Genomic DNA, 21,982 nt, shown 5'->3' with positions numbered 1-21,982 from the left:
TCGCGAAAACCCGGTCGTAACGTCGCAGGGGCGCGGGCGATAGTAGGACCCGTGCTCCTACGACTTCTCCGAACCCACCTACGACCGTACAAAAAGCCCATCGCCCTGCTGGTCCTGCTCCAGTTCCTGCAGACCTGTGCCTCGCTCTATCTGCCGACCCTGAACGCCGACATCATCGACAACGGTGTCGTCCACGGGGACACCGGCTACATCCTGCGGTTCGGCGCCCTGATGATCGCGGTCTCCGTGCTGCAGGTCGTCTGCAACATCGGCGCCGTGTACTACGGCGCGCGGACCGCCTCCGCCGTCGGCCGGGACGTGCGCGCCGCGGTCTTCGACCGGGTGCAGTCCTTCTCCGCCCGGGAGGTCGGGCAGTTCGGCGCGCCGTCGCTGATCACCCGGACCACCAACGACGTCCAGCAGGTCCAGATGCTGGTCCTGATGGCGTTCACCCTCATGGTCTCGGCGCCGATCATGTGTGTCGGCGGCATCGTCATGGCGCTCGGGCAGGACGTGCCGCTGTCGGCGGTGCTGCTCGCGGTCGTGCCGGTCCTCGGCATCTCGGTCTCGCTGATCGTGAAGAAGATGCGGCCGCTGTTCCGGACCATGCAGGAGCGGCTCGACACCGTGAACCGGGTGCTGCGCGAGCAGATCACCGGCAACCGGGTGATCCGGGCGTTCGTGAAGGACGACTACGAGCGGGAGCGCTTCAAGGGCTCGAACACCGAGCTGACCGATGTGTCGATGGCCACCGGCCGGCTGATGGCGCTGATGTTCCCGACGGTGATGACGGTCGTGAACGTCTCCAGCGTCGCGGTGGTCTGGTTCGGAGCGCACCGCATCGCCGGCGGCGGGATGGAGATCGGCGCGCTGACCGCCTTCCTCGCCTATCTGATGCAGATCGTGATGGCCGTGATGATGGCCACGTTCATGTTCATGATGGTGCCGCGGGCCGAGGTGTGCGCCGAGCGCATCCAGGAGGTCCTGTCCACCGAGAGCAGCGTCGTACCGCCGGCCGAGCCGGTGCGGGCGCTGGAGCGGCGCGGTCATCTGGAGGTGCGGGGCGCGGACTTCCGCTACCCGGGCGCCGAGGAGTCGGTGCTGCGGGAGGTGGAGCTGGTGGCGCGGCCGGGCGAGACCACGGCGATCATCGGCTCGACGGGCAGCGGCAAGTCGACGCTGCTCGGCCTGGTGCCGCGCCTGTTCGACGTGACCGGCGGCGAGGTGCTCGTCGACGGTGTGGACGTACGGAGGCTGGACCCCGAGCTGATGGCGCGGACCGTCGGGCTCGTCCCGCAGAAGCCGTACCTGTTCTCCGGCACGGTGGCGACGAACCTGCGGTACGGAAAGCCCGACGCGACCGACGACGAGCTGTGGCACGCGCTGGAGGTCGCGCAGGCGGCCGACTTCGTGAAGAAGCTGGAGAACGGGCTGAACGCGCCGATCGCGCAGGGCGGCACGAACGTGTCCGGCGGGCAGCGGCAGCGGCTCGCGATCGCGCGGACGCTGGTGCAGCGGCCGGAGATCTACCTCTTCGACGACTCGTTCTCGGCGCTCGACTACCGGACAGACGCCCTGCTGCGGGAGGCGCTCAAGGAGGAGACGGCGGACTCGACGGTCGTGATCGTCGCCCAGCGGGTGTCGACCATCCGGGACGCCGACCGGATCGTGGTCCTCGACGAGGGCCGGGTCGTGGGCACCGGGCGCCACCACGAGCTGATGGCGGGCAATGAGACGTACCGGGAGATCGTGCTCTCCCAGCTGACCGAGGCGGAGGCAGCCTGATGGCCGGTCCTGGCGGACGAATGATGGCCGGCGGCGGCCCCGACCAGCGGTCGATGGACTTCAAGGGCTCGGGCAAGCGGCTGCTCAAACAGCTGGCGCCCGAGCGGGGCGCGCTGTGGCTGATGCTGATCGCGGGTGTGCTCAGCGTGGCGGCCTCGGTGGTCGGTCCGAAGATCCTCGGCAAGGCGACGGACCTGGTCTTCGCGGGTGTGGTCGGGCGGCAGATGCCCGACGGCACGACGAAGGCGCAGGCGATCGAGGGGCTGCGGGCCAAGGGCGACGGCGGGATGGCCGACATGCTGTCCGGGGTCGACTTCACACCCGGGCAGGGCATCGACTTCGCGGAGGTCGGTGAGGTCCTGCTGTGGGTGCTGGCCATCTATGTGGCGGCCGGTCTCCTCATGCTGGTCTCGACCCGGATGTCGATCAAGGTGATCAACCGGACGATCTACCGGATGCGCGAGGACGTGCAGGCGAAGCTGGCGCGGCTGCCGCTGTCGTACTTCGACAAGGCCAAGCGCGGCGAAGTCCTCAGCCGGGCGACCAACGACATCGACAACATCTCGCAGACGCTGCAGCAGTCGATGGGGCAGCTGATCAACTCGCTGCTCACCATCGTCGGTGTCCTGGCGATGATGTTCTGGATCTCACCGCTCCTGGCGCTGGTCGCGCTGGTGACCGTGCCGGTGTCGGTGGTCGTGGCGACGAAGGTCGGCAAGCGCTCGCAGCCGCACTTCGTGCAGCAGTGGAAGTCCACGGGCAAGCTCAACGCCCATGTGGAGGAGATGTACAGCGGCCACGCGCTGGTGAAGGTCTTCGGGCGGCAGGACGAGTCGGCCGCCGACTTCCGCGAGCAGAACGAGGCGCTGTACGAGGCGGGGTTCAAGGCCCAGTTCAACAGCGGTGTCATGCAGCCGGTGATGTTCTTCATCTCGAACATCAACTACGTGCTCGTGGCCGTGGTCGGCGGGCTGCGGGTGGCGAGCGGAACGCTGTCGATCGGTGACGTGCAGGCGTTCATCCAGTACTCGCGTCAGTTCTCGATGCCGCTGACGCAGGTCGCGTCGATGGCGAACCTGGTGCAGTCGGGTGTCGCCTCGGCCGAGCGGATCTTCGAGCTGCTCGACGCCGAGGAGCAGGCGCCGGACGCTCCGGTGAGCGAGCATCCGGCGGAGTCCCTGGGCAAGGTCGCCCTGGAGGAGGTGTCCTTCCGCTACGAGGAGGACAAGCCGCTCATCGAGGATCTGTCGCTGACGGTGGAGCCGGGCCAGACGGTCGCGATCGTCGGCCCGACCGGCGCCGGCAAGACGACGCTGGTGAACCTGCTGATGCGGTTCTACGAGGTGACGGGCGGCCGGATCACCCTCGACGGCGTGGATGTCTCGGCGATGTCCCGCGAGAATCTCAGGTCCGGGATCGGGATGGTCCTGCAGGACACCTGGCTGTTCGGCGGGACCATCGCCGACAACATCGCGTACGGCGCGACACGCGAGGTCACCCGGGAGGAGATCGAGGAGGCGGCGCGAGCCGCGCACGCCGACCGGTTCATCCGCACCCTGCCCGAGGGCTACGACACCGTCATCGACGACGAGGGTTCGGGCGTCAGCGCGGGCGAGAAGCAGCTGATCACCATCGCGCGGGCGTTCCTGTCCGACCCGGTGATCCTCGTCCTCGACGAGGCGACCAGCTCCGTCGACACCCGCACCGAGGTCCTCATCCAGAAGGCGATGGCCCGCCTCGCCCACGGGCGTACGTCGTTCGTGATCGCGCACCGGCTCTCCACCATCAGGGACGCGGACGTGATCCTGGTGATGGAGAACGGCTCGATCGTCGAACAGGGCACGCACGACGAGCTGTTGGCGGCGAGCGGGGCGTACGCGCGGTTGTACGCGGCCCAGTTCGCCCAGGCGGTCGCCGAGGTCGACTGACGACGCCGGCCTAATCCAGGTATCCCCTGAGCTGGTCCGCGAAGGCGTGGTCCCGCAGCTTGCTGAGGGTCTTGGACTCGATCTGGCGGATGCGTTCGCGCGTCACGCCGAAGATCCGTCCGATCTCCTCCAGGGTGCGGGGCCGGCCGTCGTCGAGGCCGTAGCGGAGCTGGACGACCTTGCGTTCGCGCTCGCCGAGGGTGGAGAGGACGGCCTCCAGGTGCTCGCGCAGCAGCAGGAACGCCGCTGATTCCACGGGACTTGTGGCGTCGCCGTCCTCGATGAGGTCGCCGAGGGCGACGTCGTCCTCCTCGCCGACGGGGGCGTGCAGGGAGACCGGCTCCTGCGCGAGGCGCAGTACCTCGCTGACCCGCTCGGGCATCAGGTCGAGCTGGGCCGCGACCTCCTCGGGGGTGGGTTCGTAGCCGCGCTCCTGGAGCATCCGGCGCTGGACGCGGACGACGCGGTTGATCAGTTCGACGACATGGACGGGGACGCGGATCGTCCGGGCCTGGTCGGCGAGGGCCCGGGACATGGCCTGGCGGATCCACCAGGTCGCGTACGTCGAGAACTTGTAGCCGCGCGCGTAGTCGAACTTCTCCACCGCCCGGATCAGGCCGAGGTTGCCCTCCTGGACCAGGTCGAGCATGGTGAGCCCGCGTCCGACGTACCGCTTGGCGACGGAGACGACGAGCCGCAGATTGGCCTCGATGAGGCGGCGTTTGGCCATCCGGCCCATGACCACGAGCCGGTCCAGGTCGAGCGCCAACTGGGAGTCCAGATCAGGGGTGTTGGCAAGCTTCTCCTCGGCGAAGAGCCCGGCCTCGACGCGGCGGGCGAGCTCGACCTCCTCGGCGGCGGTCAGCAGCGGGATCCGGCCTATCTCCCGCAGGTACTGGCGGAAGAGATCGGAGGACGGGCCGTTCCCGCCGAGTTCGGCGCGGCGGGGAACGGGCACGTCCGGCACGTCCGGCACGTCGTCGACGAACTCGACGGGGGCGGGACCGGCGTCGGGCTCCGGCCCTTGGGGCGGCACGCCGCCGGCCGGGGACAGAGTCGGGGACAGAGTCGGGGGCACGGTCGGGGACAGGGTCTGGGTCTGCACGGGGGCGACCTCCAGGGTGATCGCTGCCGGTTCGGGGGTGTGCGGCAGCGGGACGGAGGCAGCCGGGCCGCTGCTGTCCGTCCCGTACACGATGAGCGGAACCACGGGGTCGCGCTCCGAGGGCTCAGGCACCGCCCCCCAGTGTGGGGTACGACACATCTCTGCCACGAGGGGCGTGCGGTGACTTTTTGCATCCGGTCCGTGACCGGCCGGTTACCGCCCGGCTCAGAGCGCCGCGGCCCCGTTGTTGCGCAGCGACTGGGCGTACTGGGTGAGGACCCACAGCTCGTTCTGTACGGCGGCCAGCTGTTCCGGGTCGGCGTTCGCGCCGAGGCGGGCCAGGGTGCCCTGGATGTCGCGAATGCGGCGGTCGACGGCGCGCAGGCGGACCGTGACGAGCTGGTCGCCCGCGTAGGCCTCGTCGACGGCCTTGGCGAAGATCGCCTCGACGGCGAGTTCGGTGACGAGCGCGCGGACGGTGTCGTTGGGCGCGGCCTCACGGACGACGGACAGGTAGTCGGAGGGTGCGCCGGTGGCGCCGCCCGCGTCCTGGATGCACTGGCGGACGGCCGCGTAGGGCGGGGCCGTGAACTCGTCGACGCCGTACGCGTCGAAGGCCGGGGAGACCAGCTCGGGGCGCTGGAGGGCGAGCTTGAGCAGTTCGCGCTCGGTGCGGTGGGCGGGGCTGCGCAGGTTGAGCGCCGGACCGGCGGGCGCGGTGGGCCGCGCCTGGTTCTCGTACTCCCCCGTGGCCCTTCGGGCACGGGAGGCACCCCCATGCTGCGGGGCCGCCGGCGCCGGACCCTTGCCGCCGCGGTCGCGGGCCCAGCGGGCGAGCTGGGCGACGCGCCTGACCACGAACTGGGTGTCGAGGATGCCGAGCATGCCGGCGAGCTGGACGGCGACCTCGTGCTGCGCGCCGACGTTCTTGATCCGGGCGACGATCGGCGCGGCCTCGTCGAGAGCGGCGGCCCGGCCGGCCGGGGTCTCCAGGTCGTAGCGCTTCACGATCTGGCGGAGCGCGAACTCGAAGAGCGGGGTGCGGGGCTCGACGAGCTCGGCGACGGCCTGGTCGCCCTTGGCGAGGCGGAGGTCGCAGGGGTCCATGCCGTCCGGGGCGATGGCGATGTACGTCTCGGCGGCGAACTTCTGGTCGTCCTCGAAGGCGCGCAGGGCGGCCTTCTGGCCGGCGGAGTCGCCGTCGAAGGTGAAGATGACGCGGGCCGAGCCGTTGTCCATCAGGAGCCGGCGGAGGATCTTGATGTGGTCGCCGCCGAAGGCGGTGCCGCAGGTGGCGATGGCGGTGGTGACGCCGGCGAGGTGGCAGGCCATGACGTCGGTGTAGCCCTCGACGACGACGGCCCGGCTGACCTTGGCGATGTCCTTCTTCGCCAGGTCGATTCCGTAGAGGACCTGGGACTTCTTGTAGATCGGCGTCTCGGGCGTGTTCAGGTACTTGGGCCCGTTGTCGTCGTCGCGGAGCTTGCGCGCGCCGAAGCCGACGACGTCGCCGCCGACGTCCCGGATGGGCCACATGAGCCGGCCGCGGAAGCGGTCGATGGGGCCGCGCCGGCCGTCCTGGGAGAGCCCGGAGAGGATCAGCTCCTTGTCCGAGAAGCCCTTGCCGCGCAGGAAGCGGGTGAGGTGGTCCCAGCCGGCCGGGGAGTAGCCGACGCCGAAGTGCTCGGCGGCGGCCTGGTCGAAGCCGCGTTCGGCGAGGAACTTCCGGCCGATCTCGGCCTCGGGCGAGGCGAGTTGGTCGGCGTAGAACTGGGCGGTGACCTTGTGGGCCTCGACGAGACGGATGCGCTCGCCGCGCTGGTGGCCGGGGTTGTAGCCGCCCTCCTCGTACCGCAGGGTGATGCCCGCCTTCGCGGCGAGGCGCTCGACCGTCTCCGAGAAGGAGAGGTGGTCGATCTTCATCACGAAGGCGATCGTGTCGCCGCCCTCCTGGCAGCCGAAGCAGTGGAACAGGCCCTTGCTGGGGCTGACCTGGAAGGAGGGCGACTTCTCGTCGTGGAAGGGGCACAGGCCCTTGAGGTTGCCGCCGCCGGCGTTGCGGAGCTGGAGGTACTCGGACACGACGGCGTCGATCGGGACCGCGTCCCGTACCGCCTTCACATCGTCATCGTTGATCCTGCCTGCCACGCAGGAAGTCTACGGGGGGTCCGGGGGGTCGTCCCCCAGGAAGACGCGGCCGGGGGGTCCGGGGGGTCGCTCCCGCAGGAAGACGCGGCCGTGGGGTCAGCCGTGGGCGGGGAGGCTTTCAGATCAGGCTCTCCAGGGGTACGGAGGGGTCCGCGAGGGAGTCGGTGTCCACCGGTGACTGGGCGCGGATGAGCTGCTGGATCGGATCTGTGACGTCCCACACATTCACATTCATCCCGGCCAGCACCTTGCGGTCCTTGAGCCAGAAAGCGATGAACTGCCGCTTGCCGACGTCCCCGCGCAGCACCACCTGGTCGTAGGAGCCGGGCGGCGCCCAGCCCGAGTACTCCATGCCCAGGTCGTACTGGTCGGAGAAGAAGTACGGGACGCGGTCGTAGGAGACGTGCTGACCGAGCATGGCTCGGGCGGCGGCCGGGCCGCCGTTGAGGGCGTTGGCCCAGTGCTCGACGCGCAGCCGGGTGTGCAGAAGCGGGTGGTGGGCGGCGGCGACGTCGCCGGCCGCGAAGATCTCGGGGTCGGAGGTGCGCAGCGACTCGTCGACGGCGATGCCGCCGCCGTGGGCGCGGTCGACCAGGGCGAGGCCCGCGGCCTCGGCCAGCGCGGTGCGCGGGGCGGCGCCGATCGCGGCGAGGACGGCGTGGGCGGGGTACTCCTCGCCGTCGTCGGTGCGGACGGCGAGGACCATGCCGTCCTGGCCGACGATCTCGGCGAGCCGGCCGCCGAAGACGAAGCGGACGCCGTGCTCGGTGTGGAGATCGGCGAAGAGCTGGCCGAGCTCGGGGCCGAGGACGTGGTGGAGCGGGGTGGGCTCGGACTCGACGACGGTGACCTCGGCGCCGTAGCCGCGGGCCGCGGCGGCGACCTCCAGGCCGATCCAGCCGCCGCCCGCGATCACCAGGTGGCCGTTGTCGCGGCCGAGGGCGGCCAGGACGTGGCGCAGCCGGTCGGCGTGGGCGAGCCGGCGCAGATGGTGGACGCCGGCCAGTCCGGTGCCGGGGATGTCGAGGCGGCGCGGCTCGGCGCCGGTGGCGAGGAGGAGCCGGTCGTAGCGGATGGTGGTGCCGTCGCCGAGGCGTACGGTGCGGGCCTCGCGGTCGACGGCGGTGACGGGCTGCCCGAGGTGGAGCTCGACCTCGGCGCGGGCGTACCAGGCGGCCTCGTGGACGAAGACGCTGTCGCGTTCCTCCTTGCCCGTGAGATAGCCCTTGGACAGGGGTGGGCGTTCGTAGGGGTGGTCACGCTCGTCGCCGATGAGGATCACGCGCCCGTTGAAGCCCTCGGAGCGGAGGGTCTCCGCCGCCTTGGCACCGGCCAGTCCCCCGCCGACGATGACGAAGGTCTGATCTGCGTCGACCACTTGATGCCTCCTCGTTGCGACCGCTTCTACGCTACGCCTCCGGGCGTTCGGCGAGCCGTTCCGCCTCGGGCCCTGAGCCGAGCGTCCCGCACGGAGCGTGGTGGCGGAAGAGGGCGGGGCCGCCGAGGGTCAGCTTCGGCGGGGGCGCAGGCGGGCGTGGAGGGTGCGGGCGGAGGCGTCGGTGAGGGAGGCGATCTGGTCGATGATCACCCGCTTGCGCGACCGGTCGTCGCCGGCCGCCACGAACAGGGCGCGGAACTGCGGGTCGAGGCCCTCGGGGGCGCGGGCGGTGAGGCCCTCGGCGAGTTCGGCGAGGACGATGCGCTGGTCGGCGCGGAGGGCCTCCTGTTCGGCGCGCTGCATGACGTACCGGTCGGCGACGGCCTTGAGAACGGCGCATTCGTTGCGGGTCTCGCGGGGGACGACGAGTTCGGCGGCGTACCGGGTGAGGCGGCCGGATCCGTACGCCTGGCGGGTGGCGCCCTCGGCGGCGAGGCAGAAGCGGCCGATCAGCTGGCTGGTGGCGTCCTTGAGGCGGGCCTGGGCGACGGCCGATCCGTCGTAGCCGTGCGGCCACCAGTCCTGGTCGACGAGCCGGTCGAGGGCGTCGGCGAGCTCCTGCGGGTCGGTGTCCGACGGTACGTAACGGCCGATGGCGACGGCCCAGATGTCGGCGCGCTCGGGCTCGGCGAAGAGCATGTTCGGGTCGATGTGGCCGGCGTGCAGGCCGTCCTCGAAGTCGTGGACGGAGTACGCGACGTCGTCGGACCAGTCCATGACCTGGGCCTCGAAGCACTTGCGGTGGGCGGGGGCGCCCTGCCGGGCCCAGGCGAAGACGGGGAGGTCGTCCTCGTAGACGCCGAACTTGGACGAGTCGGGGTCCTCGGGGTGCCCGCCGCGCGGCCAGGGGTACTTGGTGGCGGCGTCGAGGGCGGCGCGGGTGAGGTTGAGCCCGACGCTGACGAGGTCGCCGCTCTCCGTGTCGGGGACGAACCGCTTGGGTTCGATGCGGGTGAGCAGGCGCAGGGACTGGGCGTTGCCCTCGAAGCCGCCGCAGTCCTTGGCGAAGTCGTTGAGGGCCACTTCGCCGTTGTGCCCGAAGGGCGGGTGGCCCATGTCGTGGGCGAGGCAGGCGGCCTCGACGAGATCGGGATCGCAGCCGAGCGCGGCACCGAGCTCGCGGCCGACCTGCGCGCACTCCAGGGAGTGGGTGAGCCGGGTCCGGGGGCTGGCGTCCCAGGCGTGGCTGCGGGATCCGGGGGTGACGACCTGGGTCTTGCCGGCGAGTCTGCGCAGGGCGCTGGAGTGCAGCACCCGCGCGCGATCCCGCTGGAAGGCGGTCCGCCCGGGCCGCTTGTCGGGCTCGGCGGCCCAGCGCTCGGTCGCGGTGTCGTCGTAGCCGGGGGTGTCCGTGATGCCTTCCATGCACCGAAGGTAACCGGCGGGACCGACAGGTGGGGTTAGGCGGAGGTGAGTTCTCGCCTGGGGGTGGTGGTGGGGGCGGTGAGGGTCTGGTCGTAGCGGTGGAGGACGAGGCGGGCGAGGGCGGGGTGGGCGCCGAGGGGGGAGGAGGCGATCCAGGGGGCGTGGGCGGCGCTGCGGGTGGCGAAGAGGCCGGGGGCCGTGAAGCAGGAGGCGACGGCGATCCGGTGGCGGCCGCGCGCGGCGAGGGCGTGCAGGGCCTCGGGCACGGTGGGGGTGGCGGCGGAGGCGTACGCGGCGACGACCGGTACGCCTCCGAGCCGTTCGCCGAGCAGCGCGGCGGTGCGGCGGATGTCGGCGGTGGACTCGGGGTCGCGGGACCCGGCGGCGGCGAGGACGACGCCGGTGGAGCGGGACGCGCTGTCGGCGGCGGTCCAGCCGGCCTCGGCGAGGCGGTCGGCGAGGGCCTCCACCAGCAGCGGGTGCGGGCCGAGCGGGGCGGCGATCCGGGTCCGCGGCGCCGGCGCGGCGGCGGCAGCGGCGGGCAGGTCGTGCTTGACGTGGTAGCCGCGGCCGAAGAGGAGGGGGACGAGTACGGCGTCCTCGCCCGCGAGCTCGTCGAGGACCTCGCCGACGAGCGGGGCGTTCAGCTCGATGTGGGCGAGGCGGACGTCGAGGCCGGGGCGGAGTTCACGGACCCGGTCGAGCAGCAGGGCGAGCGTGGCGCGTGCCCGGGGGTCGCGGCTGCCGTGACCGACGGCGACGAGGGTGGGGCTGCTCGTGGGCCTGTTCATGGGCGGCCTGCGCGTTCTGTCGCGGTGGAGACGGCTCAGCTGGCTGCCGAGCTGCGTCGTGATCCGGCCGAGCAGCTCGGCAGTGCTGTCGAACGTGGTGTCCGGCTCCGTCATGCACCGATCCTGGCGGCGGCTCGTTGCCGCCCCGTTGCGCCAGGGTCACGACTGTTTTCCTTCGGCTCACCGCCCGCCCGGAGCCGCTGTCAGGCGCCCGTGTCCAGCCAGACCCGCAGGTCCCCGATCTCCTCGAAGCCGAGGGCCAGCGCGGGCGGCAGGTCGTCGCCGGACTCGTAGCCGACGACGGGGACGCCGTCGCGTACCAGGGCGAGACAGCCGGCCCACGCCTCGGCCGGGTCGGTGCCCTCCGCGGCGAAGAGGTTGGACACGCCGGTCACCGTGCCGCTGTCGCTGAGCACCGCTCCCCCGACGATCCGGCCGTCGGCGCCGTACCCCGCGACGACCGCCGTCGCCGGGTCGGCGAGCAGCTCGGCACGGAACAGGGCGGCCTCGTCGGCGTCCCCGCCGCTCCACGCCGTGGCCCAGGCGGCCAGCTCCTCCGGGGTGCGGACCGGGCGCCACGACGCGTCCGTGGACGGCACGGGGAGTCCGGCGGTCCGGTGGATCCAGCGCGCCCCGAAGAGCAGTTCGAAGCCCTCACCGGCCAGGTCGAGGCCGGCGAAGCTGTCCTTGACCGAGGCGCCGGGGGCGCTCCGGTCGATGGTGTCGAGGACGTCCCGTACGGACGCGTCGGCCGTCAGCGTCACCGCGTCCGGGTAGTACAGCGGGGTGCGGCGGCCGTTGGTCCAGGCGCGCGGGCCGAAGGCGCCGGGGCGGCCGTGGGCGCGGCACATCGCCTCGCACCACTCGGCGTTGTTGCGGACAGCTTCCATGATCATGCGCGGATCGTACGGGTTGCCCCCTCCTCCCCTCATTCTTTTATCTAGCGGAATATCTTTTCCGGCATGCGAATGACTCCCTCTCTCGCCCGGCGGGCGGCCGCCGAACTCGTCGGCACCGCCGCCCTGGTGGCCGTCGTCGTCGGGTCGGGCATCCAGGCGGTCGCCCTCAGCCAGGACACAGGGGTGCGGCTGCTGGCCAACTCGCTCGCCTCCGCCCTCGGGCTCGCGCTGCTCATCGCCCTCCTCGGCCCGATCTCCGGCGGCCATCTCAACCCGGTCGTCACCCTCTCCGACTGGTGGGCCCGCCGCGGTGAGGACGACGCGCCGGGCCTGCGCCAGGTCACCGCCTACACCGCGGCCCAGCTCGTCGGCGCCGTCATCGGCGCCCTCCTCGCCGAGGCCATGTTCGGTCGGGCCCCCGGCACCTGGTCCACGCAGGTCCGCTCGGACACCCATCTCCTGCTCGGCGAGACCGTCGCCACCGCCGGGCTCGTCCTGGTCGTCGAGGGCCTGCGGCGCATCGGCCGCTCCTCGCTCGCACCGGTCGCCGTGGGCGGGTACATCCTGGCGGCGATCTGGTTCACGTCCTCGGGCTCCTTCTCCAACCCTGCGGCGACGATCGGCCGCTCCTTCTCCGACTCGTTCACCGGAATCGCCCCCGGCTCGCTGCCCGGATTCGTCGGGGCGCAGCTGCTCGGCGCCCTGCTCGGCATCGCCCTCGCCGCCGTTCTGTACGGCCGCGGTGAACCGAACGGCCCCGTTCGACGTCGAGAGGAGTGACGGGGCAGACAAGATCGACGGAGGTTCGTCCATGCGACGCGTAGGACCGGTACTCGCCCGGCTGAAGCGGGTGCCGCCGCTGCCGCGCACCACGCGCGCCCGGCGCCGCACCGTCCAGGCCGTGATGCTGAGCGCCGTCCTCGCCCTCGCGCCGGCCACCTGGACGCACGCCGCCGCCGACAGCCGGCTGCGGACCACCGCCGACGTGCCCGCCCAGGACGTCGCCGTCGTCTTCGGCGCCGGCCTGTGGAAGGGGCGGCCCACGCCGTACCTCGCGCACCGCCTCGACACCGCCGCCGAGCTCTACCGGGCCGGCAAGGTCAAGGTCGTCCTCGTCACCGGCGACAACAGCCGGGTCGAGTACGACGAGCCCGACGCCATGCGCGCGTACCTCGCCGAGCGCGGGGTGCCGGACGGCCGGATCGTCAGCGACTACGCGGGCTTCGACACCTGGGACTCCTGCGTCCGCGCGAAGAAGATCTTCGGTGTCGACCGGGCCGTCCTCGTCACCCAGGACTTCCACATCAAGCGGGCCGTGGCCCTGTGCGGGGCGGCCGGAATCGAGTCGTACGGAGTCAAGGTCGTCGAACCCCACGACTCCGTCTTCTACTACGGCGGCGTCCGGGAACTCGTCGCGGCGGGCAAGGCGGCCGTGGACGCGACGCTGCGGCCGGATCCGCACTTCCTCGGGGAGCGCGAGGAGGGCGTGACGGAGGCGCTCGCGTCGGCGGGCTGACCCTGGCAGGACCTCACCTCGCGGACGGTCCGCGGGGGAGCAGGAAGCACAGGACTTGTAATCCGGCGCGCCCCTTCCCGTAACACGCCCGTCGCACGCTTTCCGCATGTCCGAGGCTGTCACCACCCCCACGCACTGCCCCTACTGCGCCCTCCAGTGCGGTATGTCGCTCCGCCCCACGGCCGAGCGGTCCGTCGAGGTGGTCGAGCGCACGGACTTCCCCGTCAACCGGGGCGCGCTGTGCGGCAAGGGCCGCACCGCCCCGGCCGTGCTCTCCTCCCGGGTCAGGCTGACCGGGCCCCTGGTCCGTTGCCCTGACACAGGCGCCCTGAAGCCCGCCACCTGGGAGGAGGCTCTCGCCGCCGTCGCCGACGGGCTGCGCCGGACCCGCGCCGACCACGGACCCGATGCCGTGGGGGTCTTCGGCGGCGGCGGTCTCACCAACGAGAAGGCGTACACGCTCGGCAAGTTCGCCCGGCTCGTCCTCGCCACCTCGCAGATCGACTACAACGGCCGCTTCTGCATGTCGTCCGCGGCGGCCGCGCACACCCGCGCCTTCGGGCTCGACCGGGGGCTCCCCTTCCCGCTGGAGGACATCCCCCGCACCGGCTGCGTGATCCTCGTCGGCTCCAACCTCGCCGAGACCATGCCGCCCGCGCTGCGCTACCTCACCGAGCTGAAGGCGAACGGCGGAAAGCTCATCGTCGTCGACCCGCGCCGCACCCGCACCGCCGAGCAGGCCGACCTCCATCTCGCGCCCCGGCCGGGGACGGACCTCGCGCTCGCGCTCGGGCTGCTGCATCTGGTCGTGTCCGAGGGCCGCACGGACGAGGAGTTCATCCGGGAGCGTACGGAGGGGTGGGAGGCGGCCCGGGCCGGGGCGATGTCCCACTGGCCCGAGCTCGTCGAGCGGATCACCGGCGTGCCGGTGCCGCAGCTGCGCGACGCCATGCGGATGTTCTGCGACGCGGAGACCGGGATGGTGCTCACCGCGCGCGGCCCCGAGCAGCAGTCGAAGGGGACGGACACGGTCGGCGCGTGGATCAACCTGTGCCTGGCGACGGGGAAGGCCGGGCGGCCGCTGAGCGGCTACGGGTGCCTCACCGGCCAGGGCAACGGCCAGGGCGGCCGCGAGCACGGGCAGAAGGCCGACCAGCTCCCCGGCTACCGCAAGCTCGACGACCCGGCGGCGCGGGCGCACGTGGCCCGGGTGTGGGGGGTGGCGCCGGAGTCGCTGCCGGGGCCGGGGCGCAGCGCGTACGAACTCCTCGACGCGCTGGGGCAGGACGTGAAGGCCCTGCTCCTGATGGGCTCCAACCCGGTCGTCTCGGCGCCGCGCGCCGCGCACATCGAGGAGCGGCTGCGCTCGCTCGACTTCCTGGCGGTCGCGGACGTGGTCCTGTCGGAGACGGCGGAGCTGGCGGACGTCGTGCTGCCGGTCACCCAGTGGGCGGAGGAGACGGGGACCACGACCAACCTGGAGGGCAGGGTGCTGCTGCGGCAGCGGGCCATCACTCCGCCGGAGGGCGTCCGCAGCGACCTGGAGGTACTGCACGCGCTGGCCGGTCTGCTCGGCTGGGAGAAGGGCTTCCCGACGGACCCGGAGGAGGTCTTCGACGAACTCCGCCGCGCCTCGGCGGGCGGCCCGGCGGACTACTCCGGCATCAGCTACCGCCGCATCCGCGAGGAGAACGGCGTGTTCTGGCCGTGCCCGGAGGAGCCGGCGCCGGACCCGGACCTGTCGGCGGCGGCGCCGGATCGGCCGACAGCAACCGGTCTCGCGGCCGAGGCCGCCGACCTGCCGGCGGGCGTGGCGGACGCGCCGAGCCAGGTGGTTCCTGCCTCGGGAACGTCCGGGGCCGAGCCCCGCGACCCGGTGCCGGGCGCCGCGCGAGCGGGCGCGGACGGAACCGGGGCCGAGCCCGGCGACCCTGCGCACGCCGCCACGGGCGCGAGCGCCTCGTGGGCGGGCGCCACGGCGACGGGCGGTGTCGTGCCGGCCGCGGCTCCGCGGCCGCACCCCGGTACGCCGCGGCTCTTCCTCGACCGGTTCGCGACCGTCGACGGGCGGGCGCGGTTCGTGCCCGTCGTGCATCGGGCCGCCGGGGAGGAGACGGACGCCGAGTATCCGATCGTGCTGACGACCGGGCGGGTCGTCTCGCAGTACCAGTCCGGGGCGCAGACCCGGCGCGTCGACGAGCTGAACGCGGCCGCGCCCGGCGCCTTCGTGGAGCTGCACCCGCGGCTCGCGGAGCGCCTCGGGGTGGGCGAGGGCGAGCGGATCGCCGTGATCTCGCGGCGCGGGCGGGCGGTCGCGCCTGCCCGGATCACCACGGGCATCCGGCCGGACACGGTCTTCATGCCGTTCCACTGGCCGGGCGAGGGGCGGGCGAACACGCTCACGAATCCGGCGCTCGACCCCGTCTCGCGGATGCCCGAGTTCAAGGTGTGCGCGGTCCGCCTCGAGCCCGCCAGTCCCCGCCCCGAATGAGCGGGCCGTGCGGCGTGCCGGGCGCCGCGAACCAGACCCAGGCACGTACGACGGCCCCGTCCCGCTCTCGTACCACCTCGCGCTCGGCCCGCTCGTAGCCCGCGGGCCCCTCCAGGTGGTCCAGTACGAAGAGCAGTTCGCCGTACGCGCCGGGCGCGGCGGTCACCAGGTCGCCCGCGATCCGGCCGTCGCCGGGAACGGCGTACGGATAGCCGGGCCCGTCGTACAGGAGCGCGCCCGGGAGCCCGGCCGGCTCCTCCGAGGAGGTCCGGCCGAGGAGGAAGCGGTCGTGGTTGTACTCGCCGGGCCGCAGCGTGCCGTACACGAAGAACGGCAGCTCCCTCACGGAGTCACCGTCTCGGCCTCGATCCACGCCAGGTAGGCGGCCGAGGCCCGGACGATCGGTGTGGCGACGATCTCCGGGGTGTCGTAGTCGTGCACGGCGAGGAGATGGGCCTCCAGCGCCGCGTACCGCACCTCGGTCGTCTTGAAGAGGACCTGCCATTCCTCCTCGGTCTCGATCGCGTTCCGCCAGTGGTAGACGGAGGTGACGGGCCCGGAGACCTGCGCGCAGGCGGCGAGGCGGGCCTCGACCGCCCCGCGCGCGAGCTCCTGGGCCTTGGCGGCGCTGTCGGTGGTGGTCAGTACCGTGAGTGCGAGGGTCACGCCGTCACCGTACCGTCAGGCCGCCGTCGCGAACTGCGCCGCGTACAGCCGGGCGTACGCGCCTCCCGCCGCCAACAGTTCCTCGTGTGTGCCCTGTTCGGCGATCGCCCCGTCCTCCATCACGAGGATCACGTCCGCGTCCCTGACGGTGGAGAGCCGGTGGGCGATGACGAAGCTGGTCCGGCCGTCCCGGAGGGAGGACATCGCCTTTTGGATGAGGACCTCGGTGCGGGTGTCGACGGAGCTGGTCGCCTCGTCGAGGACGAGGATCACCGGCTCGGACAGGAACGCCCGCGCGATCGTGATCAGCTGCTTCTCGCCCGCGCTGAGCCCCGCCCCGTCCTCGTCGAGGACCGTGTCGTAGCCCTCGGGCAGGGTGCGGATGAACCGGTCGGCGTGGCTGGCCATGGCGGCCTCGACGATGCGATCGCGCGAGACCTCCCCGGGGACTCCGTACGCGATGTTGTCGGCGATGGTCCCGCCGAACAGCCAGGTGTCCTGGAGGACCATCCCGATCCCGGACCTGAGGTCCTCGCGGGACATCGCCGAGACATCCACGCCGTCGAGGGTGATCCGGCCGCCCGTCACCTCGTAGAACCGCATCAGCAGGTTCACCAGCGTCGTCTTGCCGGCGCCGGTCGGGCCGACGATCGCGACCGTCTGGCCCGGCTCCACCGTCAGCGACAGATCCTCGATGAGCGGCTTCTCCGGCTCGTAGCGGAACGCCACCTTCTCGAAGGAGACCCGGCCGGTGGCCCGCTCCGCGCGCCGGGCGCCCTCGGGCGCCGGGGACTCCTCCCGCGCGTCGAGAAGGTCGAAGACCCGCTCGGCGGAGGCGACTCCGGACTGCAGCAGATTGGCCATGGCGGCGACCTGGGTGATCGGGCCGTTGAACTCGTACGAGTACTGGACGAAGGCCTGGACGTCGCCGACGGTCAGCGTTCCGCTCGCCACCCGCAGCCCGCCGACCACCGCGATCAGGACGTAGTTGAGGTTGCCGACGAAGGTGAGGGCCGGCTGGATGAAGCCGGACATGAACTGGGCGCGGAAGCTCGCCCCGTACAGCTCCTCGCCGAGCTCGTCGAAGCGTGCCACGGCCTCCTCGCGACGCCCGAAGGCGACGACCTCGGCGTGCCCGGTGATCATCTCCTCGACATGGCTGTTGAGGCGTCCGGTGACGGCCCACTGGCGGACGAACTGCGGTTGGGCGCGCTTGCCGATCCGGGTCGCGACGAACAGGGACAGCGGCACGGTCGCGAGCGCGACCAAGGCCAGCAGGGGCGAGATCCAGAACATCATCACGAGCACGCCCACGAGGGTGAGCAGGGCCCGGGCCATCTGGCTGAAGGCCTGTTGCAGGGTCTGGGTGATGTTGTCGATGTCGTTGGTCGCCCGGCTGAGGACCTCGCCGCGCGGCTGCCGGTCGAAGTACGACAGCGGCAGCCGCGCCAGCTTGCTCTGGGCCTGGGCGCGCAGCCGGTGTCCTGCCCGCTGGACGACGGTCGTCGCGAGCCGCGACTGCGCCCAGGTGAGCGCGGCGCCCCCGGTCACGAGCCCGAGGGCGAGGGCCAGCGCCCGGCCGACGGCCGGGAAGTCGACGCCGGCCGGGCTCGCGGCGCCGGTGACGACGAGGTCGGTCGCGCGGCCGAGGATCGCGGGGGCGAGGACGGAGAGGGCGACGGCGGCCGCGGCGGCGGCGAGGACGGCGAGGAGGCGGGGGCGGTCGGGGGCCATGGTGCGCAGCAGCCGCAGGCCGGAGGAGCGGAAGTCCAGGGAGCGTTCGAGGGAGGGGGTGGCGATGCCGGGCCCGCGCTGCTGCACGGCGGGCCCTCGCCGCTGGGGGGCACTCACGCTGCTTCCTCCTCGGTGAGCTGGGAGAGGACGATCTCCCGGTAGGTGGGGTTGTCCCGCATGAGCTCCTCGTGGGTTCCGGTGCCGACGACCCGGCCCTGGTCGAGGACGACGATCGTGTCGGCGTCGCGGATGGTGGAGACCCGCTGGGCGACGACGACGACGGTCGCGTCGGAGGTCTCCTCCCTGAGCGCCTCCCGCAGCAGGGCGTCCGTGCGGTGGTCGAGGGCGGAGAAGGAGTCGTCGAAGAGGTAGACCCGGGGCCGGGCGACGAGGACCCGGGCGATGGCGAGGCGCTGACGCTGTCCGCCGGAGAGGTTGGTGCCGCCCTGCGAGACCGGTGCGTCGAGCCCCTCGGGCAGGGCGCGGACGAAGTCGTCGGCCTGGGCGACCTCCAGGGCGTGCCACAGCTCCGCTTCGGTCGCCTCGGGCCGTCCGTACCGCAGGTTGCTCGCCACCGTCCCGGAGAAGAGGTACGGCTTCTGCGGGACGAGTCCGACCGTACGGGCGAGCAGTCCGGGGTCCATGGCGCGGACGTCGACGCCGCCGACCCGGACCTCGCCGCCGGTCGCGTCGAAGAGGCGCGGTACGAGTCCGAGGAGGGTGGTCTTGCCGCTGCCGGTGGAGCCGATGACGGCGGTGGTGCGGCCGGGCCGGGCGCTGAGGCTCACCGCGCGCAGGACGGGTTCCTCCGCGCCCGGGTAGCTGAAGCCGGCGTCGACGATGTCGAGCGTGCCCGGTCCGCGCAGCCGGTGCACGGGGGCGACCGGTGGCGCGACGGAGGGGCGGGTGTTCAGGATCTCCTGGACGCGTTCGGCGCTGACCTCGGCGCGGGGCATGTGCATGAGGAGGAAGAGGACCATCATCACCGACATGGAGATCTGGAGCAGGTAGCCGAGGAAGGCGATCAGCGAACCGGCCTGCAGGGCGCCGGAGTCGAGCCGGTGCGCGCCGACCCAGAGGATGCCGGCGGTGGCCAGCTGCCAGATGACCAGCACGATCGGGAACATCACGGACTGCAGCCGGCCGACGCGCAGACCGACCGCGCGCAGCTCGTCGTTGGCGGCCGCGAACCGCTCCCGCTCGTGCCGGTCGCGGACGAAGGCGCGGACGACCCGGATGCCGGTGATCTGCTCGCGCATCACCCGGTTGACCCGGTCGACGCGCTCCTGCATGCCCCGGAACAGCGGTCGCATCCGCAGGACGACGGTGCCGACCGCCCCGGCCATCAGCGGGACGAAGAGCAGCAGGACGACGGAGAGCGGGACGTCCTGGTCGAGGGCCATCACGATGCCGCCCACGCACAGCAGGGGCGCGGCGACCAGCATGGTGAGGATGAGCACGGCGAACGTCTGGACCTGCTGGATGTCGTTGGTGGTGCGGGTGATGAGGGAGGCGGCGCCGAAGCGGCTCATCTCCCGGGCGGAGAAGTCCTGGACGCGCCGGAAGACGGTGCCGCGCAGGTCCCGGGCGATGCCCATGGCGATCCTGGCGCCGACGTAGGTGGCGGTGGCGGCCGCGGCGGCCTGGAGGAGGGTGACGGCCACCATCAGGCCGCCGCCGCGCAGGACATGGGCGGTGTCGCCGCGCAGGACCCCGTTGTCGATGACGTCGGCGTTGAGGGTGGGCAGGGCGAGGGAGGCGAGGGACTGCACGAGCTGGAGGAGGACGACAAGGGCGAGGGTGCGCCGGTGGGGCCGCAGCCGGCCGGCGACGAGTCGCAGCAGCATGGATCTCGTCCGTCCTCAAGCGCCGTACGGGCGGACCGACTTGGCGTCCCGCAGGGCGTCGGCCCACCAGGCGAGCTGGTCGAGCATCGACTTGGCGGCGGCGTCGGGTGCTGTGGGGTCCTTGTGGCGCCCGTCCTCGTCGAAGTGCGTGTGCGCGTGGTGGAAGGAGACGGTGTCGCGGACGGTGACGGCGTGCATCTCGGCGTAGACCTGGCGCAGCTGCTCGACGGCGCGCAGTCCGCCGGACATGCCGCCGTACGAGACGAAGCCGACCGGCTTGGCCTGCCACTCGCCGAAGTGCCAGTCGATGAGGGACTTGAGGGAGGCGGGGAAGGAGTGGTTGTACTCGGGGGTGAGAACGACGAAGGCGTCGGCGGCGGCGAGGACCGGGGAGACCTTGGCGAGTTCGGCGCGGACGGCGGCGTCGGGCCTGTGCGAGAGGGAGGTGGGCAGGTCGATGTCGGCGAGGTCGACGACGTCGACGGTGAAGTCTGCGCGTTCGGCGGTGCGGGCGAGGAACCAGTCGGCGATGACGGGCCCGAACCGCCCCTCGCGGTTGCTGGCGACGACGACGGCGAGCCTGAGCGGCGTGGAGTGGGCGACGGGCGCGGAGTACGCGGAGTTCGTGAGGTCCATGCCGAGGATCGTGGTACCTCAACTTTGGTTGAGGTCAAGCGGCGATTCCCGGGGCCTACGGTGAGGGGTATGACGGGTATGACGACACCTCCGCCCCACATCGAGATCGACGGCGTCCCGGCGGCCGACCCCGGGCTCCTCGCCACGCTCATGAGCGGCTTCGGCCACTTCACCGCGATGCAGGTACGGGACGGGCGCGTCCAGGGCCTCGGGCTGCACATCGACCGCCTCGACCGCTCGACCCGGGAGCTCTTCGGGCAGGCCGTCGACGGCGGGCACGTCCGCGCCCTCCTGTCCGGCGCCCTGAAGACGGCGGGCCTGCGGGACGCGACGGCGCGGGTGTACGTGTACGAGGGCGTCCGCACCGTGGTGACCCTCCGCGAGCCCGCGACGGCGTCCAGGGCCCCGCAGCGCCTGAAGTCCGTGGACTACTGGCGCCCGGCGGCCCACATCAAGCACCTCGGCGGCTTCGGGCAGGCGTACCACGGAGAGGCGGCCCGGCGGGAGGGCTTCGACGAGGCGCTCCTGACCTCCCCGTCCGGCGAGATCGCGGAGGGCGCGATCACCAACATCGCCTTCTGGGACGGCACTTCGCTGATCTGGCCGTCGGCCCCGTGTCTGACCGGCGTCACGATGGCGCTCCTCCGGTCCCGCCTGGAGTCGGTACGGCGCCGGGTGACGCTGGCGGACCTGACCGGGCTGCGGGCGGCGTTCGTGACGAACTCGCGGGGGATCTCGCCGGTGGGCCGGATCGACGAGGTGGAGTTCACGGTGGACGAGGAGCTGATGGGCCGGGTGTACGCGGCGTACGAGTCCGTCGAGTGGGACGAGCTGTAGACCCGGTCACCCGTTCGGCACGGGGTGTCAGCTGACACCCCGTAACCCGCTCCGACCTGCGTAAACGCCCGCCCGCCAGGCGACACACCGCATCGGACGGAGTAATTCTGATTCTCCATCAGCAGGCGCGGGGCGCGCCGCGGCACTTACCTCGGTCCTACGGAACACCGCTCGCGCGCCCCGGAGGATCCCCATGCGCACCACTGCCCGCCTGCTCACCGGTACCGCGCTGACGGTCGCGGCCCTCGGCGCCCTCGGCTCACCCGCCGCGTACGCCGGGGACTCCCAGGCCCTCGAGGTCTACCCCTCCACCGCGACCCCGGGCACGACCGTCACCGTCAACACCCTCGCCTGCGGCTCCCACGGCCACGGCATCGGTGACGCGCAGTCCCTCGGCGCGGGCGAGTTCCAGCTGAATCCGAGCACGCACAAGGAGGTCGTGGTCGGCCAGTTCACGGTCCCGCAGCACGCCAAGCCGGGCACCTACTGGATCAGCGTGGCCTGCGACAACGGCAAGACCGCTCGCGGCGAGCTCGTCGTCAAGCACAAGGGCCCGAGCGGCCATGTCAAGACCGGTGTCGGGGGCAGCGTGGGCCCCGACACCGCCCGGATCACGGCAGGCGCGGCGGTGCTGGCCGCGGCTGCCGTCGGCGGTACCTGGCTCCTGCGTCGCCGGGCGAGCGGCGCGCAGGGTCGCTGAGGTACACCGCCCGTCCTGCCCCCGCCGCGCGCCCGATCGAGGCCCGGCGGGGGCAGGACCACATCTCTCTCTGCTCACATCACTGGAGGAACGCTC

General features: G+C 72.3%; 18 protein-coding genes. 7 read left to right on the top strand and 11 right to left on the bottom strand.

Annotation, left to right across the window (positions count from 1 at the left end; translation table 11 throughout):
* Window positions 1–51 precede the first annotated feature (51 nt).
* Complete coding sequence (locus FDM97_RS07290; RefSeq protein WP_137989439.1) at window positions 52–1,785, top strand: ABC transporter ATP-binding protein; 1,734 nt, start codon at window positions 52–54, stop codon at window positions 1,783–1,785.
* Window positions 1,785–3,713, top strand: a complete 1,929-nt coding sequence (locus FDM97_RS07285; RefSeq protein ID WP_137989438.1) for an ABC transporter ATP-binding protein — start codon at window positions 1,785–1,787, stop codon at window positions 3,711–3,713. Before FDM97_RS07290 ends, FDM97_RS07285 begins: the two co-directional genes overlap by 1 nt.
* A gap of 10 nt (window positions 3,714–3,723) precedes the next feature.
* Here the strand turns inward: FDM97_RS07285 and FDM97_RS07280 are convergent, their stop codons facing one another.
* The 6 genes from FDM97_RS07280 to FDM97_RS07255 form a co-directional block, all read right to left on the bottom strand.
* Window positions 3,724–4,950, bottom strand: coding sequence for an RNA polymerase sigma factor (locus FDM97_RS07280; RefSeq protein WP_432816198.1), 1,227 nt, complete (start codon window positions 4,948–4,950; stop codon window positions 3,724–3,726).
* Between the two features lie 93 nt (window positions 4,951–5,043).
* Complete coding sequence (gene dnaG / locus FDM97_RS07275; RefSeq protein WP_137989436.1) at window positions 5,044–6,966, bottom strand: DNA primase; 1,923 nt, start codon at window positions 6,964–6,966, stop codon at window positions 5,044–5,046.
* 118 nt (window positions 6,967–7,084) lie between these two features.
* On the bottom strand, window positions 7,085–8,344 hold the full coding sequence (locus FDM97_RS07270; RefSeq protein ID WP_137989435.1) for an NAD(P)/FAD-dependent oxidoreductase: 1,260 nt from the start codon (window positions 8,342–8,344) through the stop codon (window positions 7,085–7,087).
* Between the two features lie 129 nt (window positions 8,345–8,473).
* The gene (locus FDM97_RS07265; protein WP_137989434.1) at window positions 8,474–9,769 is read right to left on the bottom strand and encodes a deoxyguanosinetriphosphate triphosphohydrolase; all 1,296 of its coding nucleotides are present in this window, start codon (window positions 9,767–9,769) and stop codon (window positions 8,474–8,476) included.
* A gap of 35 nt (window positions 9,770–9,804) precedes the next feature.
* A complete protein-coding gene (locus tag FDM97_RS07260; protein WP_137989433.1) occupies window positions 9,805–10,674 on the bottom strand; it encodes a sirohydrochlorin chelatase in 870 nt (289 codons plus the stop codon).
* 89 nt (window positions 10,675–10,763) lie between these two features.
* Entirely contained in the window at window positions 10,764–11,456 is a 693-nt protein-coding gene (locus FDM97_RS07255) for a hypothetical protein (RefSeq protein ID WP_137989432.1), read from the bottom strand.
* A gap of 66 nt (window positions 11,457–11,522) precedes the next feature.
* On the opposite strand from FDM97_RS07255, the gene FDM97_RS07250 reads away from it, so the two are divergent.
* The 3 genes from FDM97_RS07250 to FDM97_RS07240 all read left to right on the top strand — a co-directional run bounded on the left by FDM97_RS07250 (window position 11,523) and on the right by FDM97_RS07240 (window position 15,466).
* Window positions 11,523–12,239, top strand: a complete 717-nt coding sequence (locus tag FDM97_RS07250) for an aquaporin (RefSeq protein WP_137989431.1) — start codon at window positions 11,523–11,525, stop codon at window positions 12,237–12,239.
* Window positions 12,240–12,270: 31 nt separating this feature from the next.
* A complete protein-coding gene (locus FDM97_RS07245) occupies window positions 12,271–12,975 on the top strand; it encodes a SanA/YdcF family protein (RefSeq protein ID WP_137989430.1) in 705 nt (234 codons plus the stop codon).
* 106 nt (window positions 12,976–13,081) lie between these two features.
* Window positions 13,082–15,466 carry a molybdopterin oxidoreductase family protein gene (locus tag FDM97_RS07240; protein WP_137989429.1) on the top strand — a complete coding sequence of 795 codons (2,385 nt, stop codon included), beginning with the start codon at window positions 13,082–13,084 and terminating at the stop codon, window positions 15,464–15,466.
* Here FDM97_RS07240 and FDM97_RS07235 read toward each other — a convergent pair.
* The 5 genes from FDM97_RS07235 to FDM97_RS07215 are packed head-to-tail and all read right to left on the bottom strand — an operon-like array spanning window position 15,417 to window position 20,349.
* Window positions 15,417–15,812 (bottom strand): gamma-glutamylcyclotransferase family protein, encoded by a 396-nt coding sequence (locus FDM97_RS07235; protein ID WP_137989428.1) that lies wholly within the window; start codon window positions 15,810–15,812, stop codon window positions 15,417–15,419. The genes FDM97_RS07240 and FDM97_RS07235 overlap by 50 nt on opposite strands.
* Window positions 15,809–16,132 carry a divalent-cation tolerance protein CutA gene (gene cutA, locus FDM97_RS07230; protein ID WP_137989427.1) on the bottom strand — a complete coding sequence of 108 codons (324 nt, stop codon included), beginning with the start codon at window positions 16,130–16,132 and terminating at the stop codon, window positions 15,809–15,811. Before cutA ends, FDM97_RS07235 begins: the two co-directional genes overlap by 4 nt.
* 15 nt (window positions 16,133–16,147) lie before the next feature.
* A complete protein-coding gene (locus FDM97_RS07225; RefSeq protein ID WP_137989426.1) occupies window positions 16,148–17,983 on the bottom strand; it encodes an ABC transporter ATP-binding protein in 1,836 nt (611 codons plus the stop codon).
* Entirely contained in the window at window positions 17,980–19,713 is a 1,734-nt protein-coding gene (locus FDM97_RS07220; RefSeq protein WP_137989425.1) for an ABC transporter ATP-binding protein, read from the bottom strand. Before FDM97_RS07220 ends, FDM97_RS07225 begins: the two co-directional genes overlap by 4 nt.
* Before the next feature lie 15 nt (window positions 19,714–19,728).
* Window positions 19,729–20,349, bottom strand: a complete 621-nt coding sequence (locus FDM97_RS07215; RefSeq protein WP_137989424.1) for an NADPH-dependent FMN reductase — start codon at window positions 20,347–20,349, stop codon at window positions 19,729–19,731.
* Window positions 20,350–20,427: 78 nt separating this feature from the next.
* Between FDM97_RS07215 and FDM97_RS07210 the strand changes: the two genes are divergently transcribed.
* Both FDM97_RS07210 and FDM97_RS07205 read left to right on the top strand, forming a co-directional pair.
* On the top strand, window positions 20,428–21,186 hold the full coding sequence (locus FDM97_RS07210; protein WP_137994705.1) for an aminotransferase class IV: 759 nt from the start codon (window positions 20,428–20,430) through the stop codon (window positions 21,184–21,186).
* A 193-nt stretch (window positions 21,187–21,379) separates the two neighbouring features.
* Window positions 21,380–21,886 (top strand): hypothetical protein, encoded by a 507-nt coding sequence (locus FDM97_RS07205; protein WP_137989423.1) that lies wholly within the window; start codon window positions 21,380–21,382, stop codon window positions 21,884–21,886.
* The last annotated feature ends 96 nt before the right edge of the window (window positions 21,887–21,982 follow it).

This window comes from Streptomyces vilmorinianum, from assembly GCF_005517195.1.
GTDB lineage: Bacteria > Actinomycetota > Actinomycetes > Streptomycetales > Streptomycetaceae > Streptomyces > Streptomyces vilmorinianum.
The sequence above is the reverse complement of the archived record's forward strand: the minus strand, read 5'-3'. Positions and strand labels throughout refer to the sequence as shown.